Source organism: Sphingobacterium sp. NPDC055346 (assembly GCF_053645235.1).
Genome location: NZ_JBSHMI010000002.1, coordinates 148,401 through 161,781, shown reverse-complemented (window position 1 = coordinate 161,781; position 13,381 = coordinate 148,401). Strand labels below are relative to the sequence as shown.

General features: G+C 33.4%; 14 protein-coding genes. 7 read left to right on the top strand and 7 right to left on the bottom strand.

Going from position 1 to position 13,381, the window contains the following annotated elements; translation table 11 throughout:
* The first annotated feature begins 274 nt into the window (after window positions 1–274).
* Window positions 275–400 carry a hypothetical protein gene (locus ACWICE_RS05015; RefSeq protein WP_454297801.1) on the top strand — a complete coding sequence of 42 codons (126 nt, stop codon included), beginning with the start codon at window positions 275–277 and terminating at the stop codon, window positions 398–400.
* A 22-nt stretch (window positions 401–422) separates the two neighbouring features.
* A complete protein-coding gene (locus ACWICE_RS05010; protein WP_454297800.1) occupies window positions 423–671 on the top strand; it encodes a hypothetical protein in 249 nt (82 codons plus the stop codon).
* Between the two features lie 617 nt (window positions 672–1,288).
* Here ACWICE_RS05010 and ACWICE_RS05005 read toward each other — a convergent pair.
* The 4 genes from ACWICE_RS05005 to ACWICE_RS04990 all read right to left on the bottom strand — a co-directional run bounded on the left by ACWICE_RS05005 (window position 1,289) and on the right by ACWICE_RS04990 (window position 4,710).
* Window positions 1,289–2,026, bottom strand: coding sequence for a hypothetical protein (locus ACWICE_RS05005; RefSeq protein WP_454297799.1), 738 nt, complete (start codon window positions 2,024–2,026; stop codon window positions 1,289–1,291).
* 75 nt (window positions 2,027–2,101) lie between these two features.
* Window positions 2,102–2,428 carry a DUF3853 family protein gene (locus tag ACWICE_RS05000; protein WP_454297798.1) on the bottom strand — a complete coding sequence of 109 codons (327 nt, stop codon included), beginning with the start codon at window positions 2,426–2,428 and terminating at the stop codon, window positions 2,102–2,104.
* A 186-nt stretch (window positions 2,429–2,614) separates the two neighbouring features.
* Window positions 2,615–3,274 (bottom strand): hypothetical protein, encoded by a 660-nt coding sequence (locus tag ACWICE_RS04995; protein WP_454297797.1) that lies wholly within the window; start codon window positions 3,272–3,274, stop codon window positions 2,615–2,617.
* Between the two features lie 152 nt (window positions 3,275–3,426).
* Entirely contained in the window at window positions 3,427–4,710 is a 1,284-nt protein-coding gene (locus ACWICE_RS04990) for a phage integrase SAM-like domain-containing protein (protein WP_454297796.1), read from the bottom strand.
* A 361-nt stretch (window positions 4,711–5,071) separates the two neighbouring features.
* Here ACWICE_RS04990 and ACWICE_RS04985 point away from each other — a divergent pair, with 361 nt between their 5' ends.
* Window positions 5,072–5,413: a hypothetical protein gene (locus tag ACWICE_RS04985; RefSeq protein WP_454297795.1), complete on the top strand. Its 342-nt coding sequence runs from the start codon at window positions 5,072–5,074 to the stop codon at window positions 5,411–5,413.
* A 33-nt stretch (window positions 5,414–5,446) separates the two neighbouring features.
* Here ACWICE_RS04985 and ACWICE_RS04980 read toward each other — a convergent pair whose 3' ends face one another.
* Window positions 5,447–6,427 (bottom strand): hypothetical protein, encoded by a 981-nt coding sequence (locus tag ACWICE_RS04980; protein ID WP_454297794.1) that lies wholly within the window; start codon window positions 6,425–6,427, stop codon window positions 5,447–5,449.
* 405 nt (window positions 6,428–6,832) lie between these two features.
* The gene (locus tag ACWICE_RS04975) at window positions 6,833–7,249 is read right to left on the bottom strand and encodes a DUF3995 domain-containing protein (RefSeq protein ID WP_454297793.1); all 417 of its coding nucleotides are present in this window, start codon (window positions 7,247–7,249) and stop codon (window positions 6,833–6,835) included.
* A 209-nt stretch (window positions 7,250–7,458) separates the two neighbouring features.
* On the opposite strand from ACWICE_RS04975, the gene ACWICE_RS04970 reads away from it, so the two are divergent.
* The 3 genes from ACWICE_RS04970 to ACWICE_RS04960 all read left to right on the top strand — a co-directional run bounded on the left by ACWICE_RS04970 (window position 7,459) and on the right by ACWICE_RS04960 (window position 10,174).
* Window positions 7,459–8,385: a hypothetical protein gene (locus ACWICE_RS04970; protein WP_454297792.1), complete on the top strand. Its 927-nt coding sequence runs from the start codon at window positions 7,459–7,461 to the stop codon at window positions 8,383–8,385.
* A 90-nt stretch (window positions 8,386–8,475) separates the two neighbouring features.
* Window positions 8,476–9,492, top strand: a complete 1,017-nt coding sequence (locus tag ACWICE_RS04965; protein WP_454297791.1) for an acyltransferase — start codon at window positions 8,476–8,478, stop codon at window positions 9,490–9,492.
* A gap of 193 nt (window positions 9,493–9,685) precedes the next feature.
* Window positions 9,686–10,174, top strand: a complete 489-nt coding sequence (locus ACWICE_RS04960) for a hypothetical protein (protein WP_454297790.1) — start codon at window positions 9,686–9,688, stop codon at window positions 10,172–10,174.
* Window positions 10,175–10,198: 24 nt separating this feature from the next.
* Here ACWICE_RS04960 and ACWICE_RS04955 read toward each other — a convergent pair whose 3' ends face one another.
* A complete protein-coding gene (locus ACWICE_RS04955; RefSeq protein ID WP_454297789.1) occupies window positions 10,199–12,169 on the bottom strand; it encodes a DUF1963 domain-containing protein in 1,971 nt (656 codons plus the stop codon).
* Window positions 12,170–12,780: 611 nt separating this feature from the next.
* On the opposite strand from ACWICE_RS04955, the gene ACWICE_RS04950 reads away from it, so the two are divergent.
* Entirely contained in the window at window positions 12,781–13,290 is a 510-nt protein-coding gene (locus ACWICE_RS04950; protein WP_454297916.1) for a flavodoxin, read from the top strand.
* Window positions 13,291–13,381 lie beyond the last annotated feature (91 nt).

The following is a 13,381-nucleotide window of genomic DNA, read 5'->3' as shown; positions in this document are numbered from 1 at the left end:
TAAAACCTACCTGTCCATTCAACCTAAAAACCACTTTTCTTTCCACAATTAATTGTGTTTTCCATTTTTGGACATTGAAAATCAGGTAAACTTTATCATACTCCATAGAATGTGATAAATTAATTTTTCAAAAAAATAATCATTTTAAGTTTTATTATTTGCTATTATTATAATACAACTTCATTATCGTAGGATAATTCTAAAGAATTCATAAAATCTAAGTGAACTTCATTCTCAAAATGAATAAATTTGATAACTAAATTTAGAACCTAAAATGGCAAAAGAAAAAACTAACAAAAAGAATATAATTCTTCCTGATTATGAAATTACCGCCATCAATGGCGTAAAAATAAGTGACATAAGAGATGAAATGGATTTAAGAAGAATTTTATTGAATTAACCAAGGATAAAAATAAATGACAATGGAGAACCAACAAAACGAACAACTTAAAAAGCAATTCGAGAAATTAGAAGGAATGAGGGCACTTACTAGAGAAATGCACGAGCAAGCAAAAAAAGATGGATCCGTTTTCATAAGGCATGATCCCGCACGATGTAAAGAAAACGAATTGGTTTTTTTATTTAACAAAGTTGAGGAAGTTCTCCCGATAGAAGTAATCAGCGCAAGATTAAAGGAAATAATAGCTAGGATGAGTAAAAAAAATGAATGATTTTCCTGGGAAAATCACTACTGTTTTCTTCTGTTAATAAATCACTTAAATATAATAATGAGTTCCGAATTATTAGTTCCATCCAATGTTGGCAAGTAAACTTTTTGTGTACACAAAAGTACTACTTGCATAAGACAAAAAAAACATTGATAGGAGAGCAAAAAATGTTAGAACGTTTTCAAAAAACCCCTATTCTTAAATATTAAAAAAACAAAAAAATCAACGCTCTTTTTTGAGCGATTGTTGTGGTTTAATCTTTAGGAAAAACGCATTTAACAAAAAGTATTTTTAATATTTATCAAGTAGCTTTAAGGAATTTATAACCCTATAACATTATAACAGTATATCGTTATAACAGTATAACAGTATATCGTTATAACATTATATCATTATATCATTATATCATTATAATAGTATTCCAGAATAATAGTATAACACCAAACGATTGACCAAATCGAACAATCTTTATTTCATGAACAACCAATGGATCCTAATAAATTTTAGTTTAAGTCATAAGGAAATTGAATTAAAAACTTTTTCATAAAATTTCAAATAATATTCCCTAAACAACCAATTGTGTGACCCAAAGGTCACACTAACTTTCAAGGGGTAAAATATTAATTAGAAATTCTAGGTTGCCAATATTTGGGTGTAAAATACACGGCCTCCTTGCTAGACCTATTCTTATTATTTTTTAAATGAGTTATAATATCATTGAACTTACTGTCCAGCATGGTCAAAGAAAAGTTTTTATGATAATACGAATCACTTAATGTCAAAATGTTTTTCAAAAAATCTTCAAAAAAGCAAATGGGTTCTCTCCCATCGTTTGTACTTTCCCTAAATTGTTCCAATTTCTCAGTGAGCGATTCTAATCTTTTTCTTTCATAATCGCTATCTAAATAAAGTGTGTTGAATTCTTCAGAATAGAAGTTTTGAAAAATTAAAAAATATGGATTTAAGTATATATAGTTTTTATTAGTCTTTATTGTCTTTATTGTATTATTATACTGAACCTGCTTTGGATCTGCTTTGGTATTTTTTACCAAAGCAGATCCAAAGCAGGTATTAAGCTCTATTACCAAAGAAGTATATTGATTTTTAGAAAATTCAATAATTTTTATGGCTCCAAATTTTTCCAAATCCAACAAATACTTCTTGTAAGTTTTATAACTTCCAATAGAAAGGACATCCATTGTCTTATCTGTAGGAACGCTAAATCTTGCTCTCCAGTGAAGCTTATTTGATAATTCAACTAAATATAAAAATAGACTAATATGATATGAACCAAACTCATGGTTGTTACTAGCTTCAATAAAGGTGTTTTTAATTATTATAAAAAGATTCTTCTCCATTACACAACAATTTGAGTACCTTTAGGTACAAATTAAAAAAGTATAGAATAAAGCAGATTCGATCAGGAATCTGCTTTATTTTTTTAAAAACCTGCGACCATTTTTATCACTAGATTCTTTGAATAATTTCATTGCCAATTGGACATCTACAATTATTGTCCTTTTATCCTGTTGTACAGCATCTTTAATAATTCCTTTTTTAAGCTCAATTGCCTTGCTTCTGCTGACTGAAAACACCTCCATGATACCTGATATGCCTTTTACAAATTCATGCGATCCTAGAGCTTCCTGTCGCTCAATTTTCATTGCTTGATCAATTGATTGTTTCTGAAGTGTTAAAAACTCTTCACCAGTCATTGCGTAGATAGGTTTAGAAAGTAGAGATTGAATATTTATACTCATGATAAAAATTTAAAAATGTTAAACCTTAGCTGTGTACAGCAGCTATTATTCTTTGTTCGAACATTTCAAAATTGCATCTTGGAATAAGTGCATCAAGGTGGTAGTGCACAAAAAAATCATACTTAAAAGCACAATAAAGGTTCTTTTAAGTATGAAAGAAGTGATTTAATGTGACAAATAGATATTTTAGAGTTCTTTTAAGTCTATTTTATAAAATAGACTAATGAGATTATTCATATCCTTATCGGTGTTTTGCTTCTCAGAATTTTTCTTATTAAACAAACTTTGCTGAATATCGAATTGATTTAAAATATACTCTATCCATCTTTTCCGTTTTTTTTCATCAACGATAGATAAACTAATCTTATTTAATAAAATACATAAAAGGACTTTCTTCCCATCGAGGTATTTGATTTTCTTATTATCAGGATCTATGGTATTGAAAACCTCATTAAACGTCAAAAGGTCTATATTTTCAATAACTGTATTATTTAAACAGCTATGGATTTCTTGGATTGATTTTAAATCAAAAACTGAATTCTCCAACCTCACTTTCCATCCTATCTCTTTCCAATTTCTCAAATCATCATTTAATACATCCTTTAAAGAAGATAAAAAAGCATAGCTATTATCACATAAAACTTTCATGGAATTGATGTACTTTTTATTTTTCTCATTATCTAATTCATAAATAGAGAAGTGAGATTTACCAAGATCCAGATCCTTAATTCCATCCAATAAATCAGCCAATAAACAAATTTGTTCTGATTGCCTGGAACTAAAATCTTTTTTTGAATACGAAATCCAAAACTGTTTGGGATAATTATTGAATTTGACCGCTTTCAAGTTTTCAGCATACTGTAAAAAAAGATCATATGATAACTCAATTGCCTTGGACTTTGTTAAATTGACAAACTCTTTAATTGAGCCATAGCGATAAATTAAATCAGGTAGAAGGGCATTCCCAAATTTTCGTTCAAAACCTTAAAACTCCATAATTAAAATCTATTAAATTTTTTCATTGCTTCTGAACGCATAGTGTCAACTAAATCTATGTATGGTTTCATAGAATCGTAATCATTATGGCCTGTCCACTTCATAATTATATGGACAGGTATACCTAAATACAACCCATTACAAATAAAGCTTCTCCGCCCAATGTGGGATGTTAGTTTTTGATATTTTGGCACTATCTCATCAAATCTCTTATTCCCTTTGTAATATGAAGTCTTAATAGGTTGATTTAGTCCAACTATCTCCCCTAATTCCTTTAAATAATCATTGTATTTTTGGTTACTGATTACAGGTAATGCTTTATTGAAGGGAAGATTAACTTTCTCGTATTTCCTTAATATTTCCTTAGTGTATTTATTAAACTCAACAATAATGCTATCATCAGTCTTTTGCGTGATAAATTCAAGGGAATTCTCACCCAGGTCTTCCTTTCTTAAGTTATAAATATCAGAATACCTCAATGAACTGAAACAGCTAAATAAAAGGACATCTCGAACTCTATTTAAATACTCCTTTTCTTTTGGAAGAGGAAAATACTTAATAAGTTCTATTTCATCTTTAGTAAGGAAAATTACTTTTTTGGTTACATTTTTGATTTTGGGTGTAAAAGAAATATAATCATTATTTGATATAAACTTCTTAGACACACCCCATTTCAAAAACCACTTGAGATATTTAAAATGCTTTTGGAGAGTAGTATTTTTAAAACTTCTGACCCTCAATAGAAAATCAAGATAATCCTGTATTTTATCATGTGTGAAGTCATTTAAACTTATGTCTTCATCGAATTCATGCAAATGTGCTTTTACAGTTCTCAATTTTTTGATAGTTCCTTCAGTCCAATTCTTAAGTTTTATCCCTTCGGTTAAAAACAAATCATACTTCTGAAAAAAATCGTTTCTCCGCTTAGGATCGTCTTCAACTTCCTTTGGTTTTATTTTTTCATTTATCTCTAAACGAAGTTTTGCCGGTAAGGGAGTTGCACTATTAAGTTCATAGTTTTTAAAGATGTCATTTATGAATATTTCTTGCATAGACAAAGCATTATTAATATCACTTGCAGATTGCTTCAGAGCATTTGTGGTGCCATTTTTAACCCTTTGCTTAGTATCGTCCCATTTTTCAATATCAACTCTAAAACCTGAATAAAGATCCATTTTATTACCTAAAAAACTTAAACGAATTTTAATCGGAACATTTTTAGTAATTTCAATGCCTTTGCTCCTTCTTTTTTCAGGTTTAAAGCTGATATTTCTTTTAATAATCATACGTGGTGTAATTCAAATTTACACCACAATTTACACCACTTTTTTGACTTATCCTAAAACACTTAAAAAAACTAAAACACCTTATACAGCTAAATATGAAGCTTTTAAGCTTAAACATCAATCTTAAACAACCTTAAAAGTACTATATCAAAAGAGCCTCCGGCTCCACAGAAAAAAGCTCATCGAAAGATGGGCTTTTTTTGTGGGCCGCAGGGATGAGAAATTGTGAGGGGCGGGTTCGACCCGTAGGGGTTTCAGGGAGGAGTGCGGGGTAAAGGGGCTGAAACAATCCCTCCGCTTTCAGTTATTTAACTCTGCTAATCCATTTGCTTTAGAGCTTTCTAATAAATCACGAGCACATATGCCTACTTACAAGCTGATAAAAGGTTATGTTGCCGGCGGCGACATCACCAAGGAATGGTTCGTTCATTACCATTACCTTATCCCCGAAGAACTTCGGAAACCCGGTGGTAAGACCTATGAAAGGTTCAAGGTCTTCAATACCATCAACTCCATCCACAGCAAGAAGGAAAGGCTGCAACAGCTGAACCTGGTCAAGGAATCCATCAGGGAACTTCTTGAGCTGGGATTCAGTCCCTATGAGCAGTTCAGGTATTCGGACAGCTCCTATCAGGAAAAGCACAACATCTGCCGGTGCATCGATGAATACCTTGAATTTGCCAAGGCCTCCCTGAAATCCTAAAAATAAATCCCAAATAATTTAGAAGAAATAGTTTTAAAACTTTTGTTCAATGATGGTACTTGAATAATCTTTTAAGATTTCTGTTTTCAGGTTCAAATCACCATCTGTTTTATAATTTGAGAAAAACTTCCCACTAAGTTTAGTTACATGGTTAGGTTTTAACGTCACATTTGGAATTGTTAAATAAGTTAATAATACATAATCTTTATTATAGATTTTAACAGTGATAGTTTCTTTAGAATTTGGATTATTAATATTAGAGTAAATTGGGGTACTCAAAACAGTATTTATTGCTCCCGCATTCTTACTTACATCAAATGTAAAATATCCCTCCCTTTTAATGCTACTTTTTGTGGTCGAAAACGGATAAATAGTAGCATTTATCATATTGCCAATTAATATATGAGCAGCATCAGGTACAATCTTATCTTCAATATTAATCTCGAGCTTTGAGGTTAAGCGTGTTAGTTTGAAAGGTGATAAACTTGTATCTGATTTTAGGGAGAAATCTTGAAATTGGTGAATATAAGAATCTCTTACAAATACTCGCATCACATTTGCCGAAAAATGCTCCGATCGATCTACAGTCAAATTATGGGCAGTTATATCTTTTTGATCAATATAGAAATTTAATCCTCCATATTGCCTATTATGGCCAATCAAACCAATTTTATAATTACCTTTCGGTAATGCTAAATTAAAAGAGTCCGATCCATATATAGGTTTATAAAAAGAATCAGCAGTGATATTTCTCTTTGAAGTCACGAACCTACCATACTCATCAAATACCATTAACTCTAAATCTGTAATTTCAGCATTCCCGCTGGTTGAAAAGCCTTGGCTATTTGAAGCTGCCATTAAACTCAATGGATCAACAGATTGTTTAAATACTGATGCCTGAACTTTAACTTGGATTAACTTTTCGTTGGATACTATTTCATTTTTATCAATATTTTTACTGCATGAAATAAAAAGAAAAGGCAATATTGCCATTAAATAAGAAATTGATTTCATAAATAATCGATTTGGTTTGGCCGCAAAGATATTTAAATCATTTTTACATTTTTACGGAAAACCTCAATCTAATTATTTGGTTATAGATTATATATAGCTCCCAAGCTTGTTGCCTCTGAACAACAAAGATTTATTAACAAGAACCATTAATAAATAATTATTGGGAATCAACAAAAGTAAACTAGATATTATGTTTCATTTATTAACCTAAAATAATTCCTTATTGCTGCTCTAATTAGCTTACTAGGATCTTTAGCATCAATACCCTACCATTTATGAAATAATAAATACACTACTAACTATACTACTTCGGATTTTTATTCTGGCATCCATTAGTATTCTATATCCTAAAATGTATAGTAAAAAATATTAAACAAATTTATAACTTGAATTTAGCTCAATTCATTAATCAGCAAGATTCTTCACCAATATCAATAAAGCGATCAAGAAGCACAATGGCACAAAATATCTATTATCATTTCTTGAGAATGTCGTGTTTTTCACTTTCTTAAAAAGGCCGACATAATTAAAATCACCTATTACACGCAATAAAAACACGGCCATTACTAACCAAAGTATACCACTCGAAATTGTGTCAGAAACTAAATCCAGACTTGGTAGGTACAGGAGAAAAATCAAAAACAAGAAACCAAGTCCAACAACAAGGCAAGGCATGAACCCAGGCTCAAACAATAGAGTTCCTTTTTCAGTTACCGGCACACTTTCGGTTTTACCTACGGTACCTCCAAAAGCCCAATACAAATGAAACAGGGAGATAATTAAGAAGATAATGGTTAAGACGATCAAAATTATTAAAAGCATGCTATTCATTATTATAAAATCTAATTAAAGACAATATTAAAATACGATTTTTCCACATCATAATTAAAAGGATTTTTGATAACAGAAATCACGAAATGTTGGGCAATAAATTGATTCAGAGAAATTGTTATAGGTCATAAAATATTTACCCAAATTTATCCTTATTTATTAATAAATTAGTTCGTCGGTAGACCTTTCACACTATAATTATGAAAACACTAAAAATCACATCCACTATTATAGGTTTTGCAGCATTTCTTTTAACCCTAATTTCCTGCAAGAAAGATCAAAACGTTCAAGAAACTCCATCCGACCTGATCAGGAAGCTGGAAATCATCAAACTCCAAGCATCCACTGGATTTGGTAATACCGTAGATTTAAAGTATGATGACCAAAACAGGTTAATTGGATATGGCTTAGAGAAGTTTTCCTATAACGCTCAAGGAAAGGTTGAAAAAAGATCATTAACCGATGAAAACAATAAATTAATCCGTGAGTACGGATACATTTGGGATACAGATGGAAGATTGGCAGAAGTTCGTTTAAACTATTATTATCAGGACAATCAACCGGCAGCGACAGATATCGCCAAAGACAAACCTATTATTGCCAAATTCGAATACCTGGAAAATCAACGTAATCCAAGTGAATTGACCTGGAAAACCATCGTGACTGGATACGCTGCGGGGAGAATTACTACAACTTTATCCGCTGAAAAAACCATGAAATATTACTATGAGTCGGACAACCTTCAAAATGCAATATATTCCGGCAGCAATGACTTTTTTCCGAGCACCGGAGGCTTAAATAATTTTGAAGATATTGAAGCCCATATCTTCTTTAAACCTGGAGATAAAGCCCATTTCTTAAATAAATTATATAATCAACTGGGATTCAACCCTATCGAGCTATCAGACATTATTACGGCCAAACAACCTATTCAAAGCATCACGTACGTTTTTAATGAGAAAAACGTAGCAGTCCAACCAGACTGGGAAAAAGCAAGTTCTTATGAGCTAGCTTACGATAACCTTTCCCGCCCAACCCTAGTTTCTATCAATCAGAATATCATAGGCCTTTCCAGCATATTCCCTGATTTCAATAAATTAACATTGATCTACAAGATAACCTATTAAACTGATGACCACTTACCCTTTTAAAGAAGGGTAATTCTTAAATTAGAATCACCTACTTAATTTTTCTCCAAATATCCATACTTTTACCCTATGGCCGAGAAAAACCCCTATCTCATCTATCTGCGCGTTATCGCGACGATATTTGTGGTACTTATTCATGCTTCAACTGGTTTCCTCAATCGTATAGACACCAATGCCTTTGATTGGAATTATGCCAATTGGATCAATGCGGCTACACGATGTTCAGTGCCTATCTTCGTTATTATTTCTGGAACCTTATTAATTCCAAAAGATGAGGACACATGGACTTTTTACAAAAAACGTCTTCCTAAAATCATCTATCCCTTTCTATTCTGGACGATTATTTATCTAATCTATTATTTCTACCGATACACGAAATTTGACCAATTATCCAATGAAAAGATATGGTCCATCATCGTAGATAAGCTTTTGCACGGAGCCAATGCACATCTATGGTATCTATACATGATCATCGGCGCCTATTTGGCCATTCCATTTTTGAGAAAGTTCCTGATCCATTCCACGACTCGGGAAATAGAATGGTTCCTTGTGCTCTGGCTCCTATCCTCTTGCTTCATGAGCAAACCCCTATACTCCTACATGCCGAAATTCGACCTCACCTTCTTTTCTGGTTATATTGGCTATTTGGTATTAGGGTATTACTTCAGCATCAAAACTTTCAAATTCAGCAACAGACAGATAGTTTGGGCCTTAACCTATCTTTCGATGATCGCTATTGCAGGCTTTGGAACCAATCTGCTCAATCTAAACGCAAGCAAACTGAATACCTTTTTCTATAACTACCTTTTCATTTCAACAGCTTTGGCAGCAGCCGGCTTATTCCTGTGGGTAAAGGAAAGCACGCAAGATTTAAAGGTCCCAAAATGGGTATCAATCACCGACAAGTATAGCTTTGGAATTTATCTTGCCCATATCATACCGCTGAATTACTTCCATCCCATTATCGCAAAACAGGTGGGAACAGTCTGGCTGATTCCATTAGCAACCATTTGTACCATAATAGCTTCAATTATCATAACCTTTGTTCTCAGGAAGATACCTTATGGTAAATATATTAGCGGGTAGACTGATTTCCACCTCAAAATCTTTCACTCACATCAAAACTATTAATTATCTTTAAAACATATTACACACTAAATTATAATCAATTATAATAGCCAAAACATAGGCTACCCTTTAAACATTTACCGATATATAAGCTACAACTTATGAATTAAAAAATCATAAGCCCACAATACCTAAATAACCAATCAGAACCATGAAAAATCATAACAGCTTAATACTCCTAATCATTTCGATCATGATTACCTGTTCAGCAAAACCATCCTATTCACAGGGACAGAAATTCATTTACGCAGAAGCAGTAGGTTCTGGTTTACTGGCAAGTATAAATTTTGACAGGCGGTTCCAGAAAGATTCCAGAGAAGGAATGGGATTCAAAGCTGGAATAGGAACCGGTTCATTAATAGGATTTTGGGACTCTAAATTCAATATTCCATTAGGAATAAACTATGTCAAAGGCAAGAACAAATCAGCCTTTTTATTCGGTGCCAACCTTACAACGACCCTAGTGGATGAAAATGCATACGAAAAATCGGGCGTTATTTTAGTCCCTTCCTTGGATATTGGCTATAGATTCAGGCCATTGAAAAAAGGATTCGCTTTTCAGGCAACAATTAATCCTTGTTATGTACAGGATTCTGGGCTATCATTGGTTGGAGGTGTAGGATTAGGCTATGCATGGTAATTTCACTATTCCACCCCTCATTCCCTAACTACTTTCCATGGTCACGAATACCTTACTAAAATCCCTTTTAGCCAAATCACTTTTATGGATCACAAAAAACAGGTCACCGGCATCGCCCCATTGAAAATTCCCCTTGGAACCTACTAAAAGCAAGATAACCCAATCTTGGGGATCTCCTTTTCTGGTCAATGCTGCTTGCAATTCGGGAGATTCATGTTGGGTAAATGCATAGGCATTCATGGCATGGTCAAACCCATGCAGGTCTAGCACTGGTTTTTCAAAGGGTTCATACAGGTCATATGTAAAATCATGTTGATCTTTTAAATATTCCGCTTTCCCTTCAAACAAATAGGTATTGACATAACTGGCATAAAAAGATGGCGCCGAAACCGTCAGGAATGAATCCGCCTTATTGGCTTGGTATTCCCCATCCATCAGTTCAAAGAAATCTTCCTCCACAAAATCAAATCTATTTCCAGAAGCCAGATCTTTATTGTTTTCTACATAGATGACCTTTCCGATATCTTGATCCTCAGAACCAAAGAACTGAAAACTCTTAAAAAAGAAAAACAAAGTCCCTGTTCGCGGTAAATAATCCTGTAGAGCCGCAATCTTTTCACAATTGATTTGCGCTATGAATTCATAGTTTAATTCTTGCTCTCTATAATCAGAATAGAAAGTTGGATATGGAATATTTTCAGGCAAGTCAGGTTGTCCACCAAACCGATGATTTCCGACTTCAACATAATCTTCTTCGCTGGTCAATTTAAATCCTACACTTCGCTTTACCAAGGAAACTAATGCCTCCTTATATTCAGATAAATCATTCGTGTCAATAATTTTCTCTACAGGTGAAATCAATAGTTCATTATGTTCAGCTTTATACATCGATTCATCCCATTTGACCGTTCCTCCTCCATCGGCACCTGGATATGTCGTATCCAGGAGTCGTTTTATTTCCTCCATGGTCAGACCTAAGCCTTTAAAGGAATTATAGGCAAAAGGAAGATTTTCCAAGGGATTAAAACTTGCCTTAATGGTTCTCAGATTAGGCTGTTGAAGTAGCGATTCGGGAAGAGTTTTGAGAAGGTTATTTTCGATGTCCAAATATTCTAACCAAGGCATTTGAATGTCTGCAGGAATACTTTCGATCTTATTCTTCCCTAACAGGACATATTCCAGTCTAGGCATTTTCCAAAATCCATCAGGTAGGGTGTTTAGCTCACAGTCAATAATACTCAGTCGATCCAACTGCATTAGTTTGGCAAAGGATTCTGGGAGTCTGCTAATCACAGCTTGATTTACGGTTATCTGTTTTAAGTTTTTTAATTCAGCGATTCTTTCTCCAAAATCAGCAAACGGCAATTTATCCTTATCCCAATAATTCCCAATTCTTTGAATGATTAGGTACTCCAAATTTTCAAACGAATAAATACTTTCAGGCAAGGTGCTGAAAGTTGGATTGGTAATTTCCAGTAGCCGAATGGTTTGAGGATCTGCACCTTCGGTTTCCTCCAAGCTCTTAAATTTATAGTCATTCCAATCTAAACTTGCTGGGTCAAACTCCAATGCCGCTTCCAAAGGAAAACTAGGAGAAGGATCACCGTATCGGTTTTTTAAATCCCCCTTAATTAAAACCCAACCCTTCTTATATTCAATGGTACCATAAAAAAACAGCAAATATTCCAATCCATTCTTACGGAAATAGGTATAATCCTCAGGATTTTTATCCTCTTCATAAGAACATATTCCAGTTGGAACGCCATCCTTAAAAATTTTTGAAGCCTCAAAATCAATTGATATAATCCCATCATCGGAAAAATCATTCAGCAAACCCTTCTTCTTATCAGACTCCACATCCTGACTCAGGATGCTGATCTCTGTATATAAGGTTTTACTTAACTTTCCAATTACCCATTTCGTTTTCTTTGCTTGAATAGTATATTCTTGACCATCAATCTTAAAATACGGTTGCTTAATTTGATCGTTTTCCATAGTGATATACAATTAGGATATTGCAAACCTAATATAATCAATTTCGCTAGAATTTAACCACCACCTTAAAAAACATGGAAAACTCATGAGTATATTTATTTTGTTTCGATAACAGTATAGATTTAAAACAACAATTTATTCCAATTGAAATTTATTTTCCCTTTACCAAATAGATTGACAAGCTTTTACTTATGAAAGCTATATATTCTCCATCTCTCAACGGGACAAGCAATATCTCTTACCTAAAAAACTGAGTGGGACCGCCTTTCCATTAGCAGGATAAATGCTGATGAATAAATTCACCTCCACCTCTATGCTCAATTGCCATTTGACAGCACAATTTCGCGAACATGAACATCTGAAATGCAATATGGGTACTTGATAGGTAATATTGGTAGCAATCTCCGTAATCTGTATAACTAATTAGTAAGCTACTATTAAGAACTTTGTTTGCATATATCAAAGGAATACAGATGAAAACAAACATGCTATACTGTTTTATACTAAGCATTTTCCTATCCTCAATCTCCTGCACAAGAGCTGGAGAGTCTGTTACCTCCAAAGAGCAAACTTTATCAGGAAACCAGGACTCCTTAGGAAATAAAAATATATTGATCGTCTATTTATCAAGAACAAAAAACACAAAGGTCTTGGCAGAAATTATCCAACAAAAAACTGCCGGTAGAATAGTAGAAATTGAAATTGAAACACCTTACCCAGAGCATTATCAAACCATGGTCGATCAGGTAGCTGAAGAAAACAGAACAGGCTATTTACCCCCGCTTAAAACAAACATCCAAAATCTGGAATCTTACGACATCATTTTTGTAGGTTTTCCAACATGGGGTATGCAGCTTCCCCCTCCAATAAAAAGCTTTCTTTCGAAATACGATTTAAAAGGCAAAACTATTATTCCCTTCAACACGAATGCCGGATATGGAATTGGCACCAGCCTGGCTACTATCAAACAATTAGCTACAAACAGCAGAATCGTTGATGGATATTCCACTCAAGGTGGTAAAGAACGCGATGGGATTTTCTTCGTCATGGAAGGATCCAAAGCAGAACAGGTTGATAAAGATGTTGAGATTTGGCTGACTAAAATAGGATTGCATAGGTAAAGAATTGCCTTATTCTCGCAATAGGAATAAACTATAATCAATTCATTGATGAGAAAAGTTTTTGGCTCTCCATAAAATTTGGTGAGCCTTT

Bases quoted from the DNA above. Each gene is read 5' to 3' on its own strand.
- ACWICE_RS05015 (WP_454297801.1), top strand. From the start codon at position 275: ATGGCAAAAGAAAAAACTAACAAAAAGAATATAATTCTTCCTGATTAT.
- ACWICE_RS05010 (WP_454297800.1), top strand. From the start codon at position 423: ATGGAGAACCAACAAAACGAACAACTTAAAAAGCAATTCGAGAAATTA.
- ACWICE_RS05005 (WP_454297799.1), bottom strand. From the start codon at position 2,026: ATGGAGAAGAATCTTTTTATAATAATTAAAAACACCTTTATTGAAGCT.
- ACWICE_RS05000 (WP_454297798.1), bottom strand. From the start codon at position 2,428: ATGAGTATAAATATTCAATCTCTACTTTCTAAACCTATCTACGCAATG.
- ACWICE_RS04990 (WP_454297796.1), bottom strand. From the start codon at position 4,710: ATGATTATTAAAAGAAATATCAGCTTTAAACCTGAAAAAAGAAGGAGC.
- ACWICE_RS04985 (WP_454297795.1), top strand. From the start codon at position 5,072: ATGCCTACTTACAAGCTGATAAAAGGTTATGTTGCCGGCGGCGACATC.
- ACWICE_RS04980 (WP_454297794.1), bottom strand. From the start codon at position 6,427: ATGAAATCAATTTCTTATTTAATGGCAATATTGCCTTTTCTTTTTATT.
- ACWICE_RS04975 (WP_454297793.1), bottom strand. From the start codon at position 7,249: ATGCTTTTAATAATTTTGATCGTCTTAACCATTATCTTCTTAATTATC.
- ACWICE_RS04970 (WP_454297792.1), top strand. From the start codon at position 7,459: ATGAAAACACTAAAAATCACATCCACTATTATAGGTTTTGCAGCATTT.
- ACWICE_RS04965 (WP_454297791.1), top strand. From the start codon at position 8,476: ATGGCCGAGAAAAACCCCTATCTCATCTATCTGCGCGTTATCGCGACG.
- ACWICE_RS04960 (WP_454297790.1), top strand. From the start codon at position 9,686: ATGAAAAATCATAACAGCTTAATACTCCTAATCATTTCGATCATGATT.
- ACWICE_RS04955 (WP_454297789.1), bottom strand. From the start codon at position 12,169: ATGGAAAACGATCAAATTAAGCAACCGTATTTTAAGATTGATGGTCAA.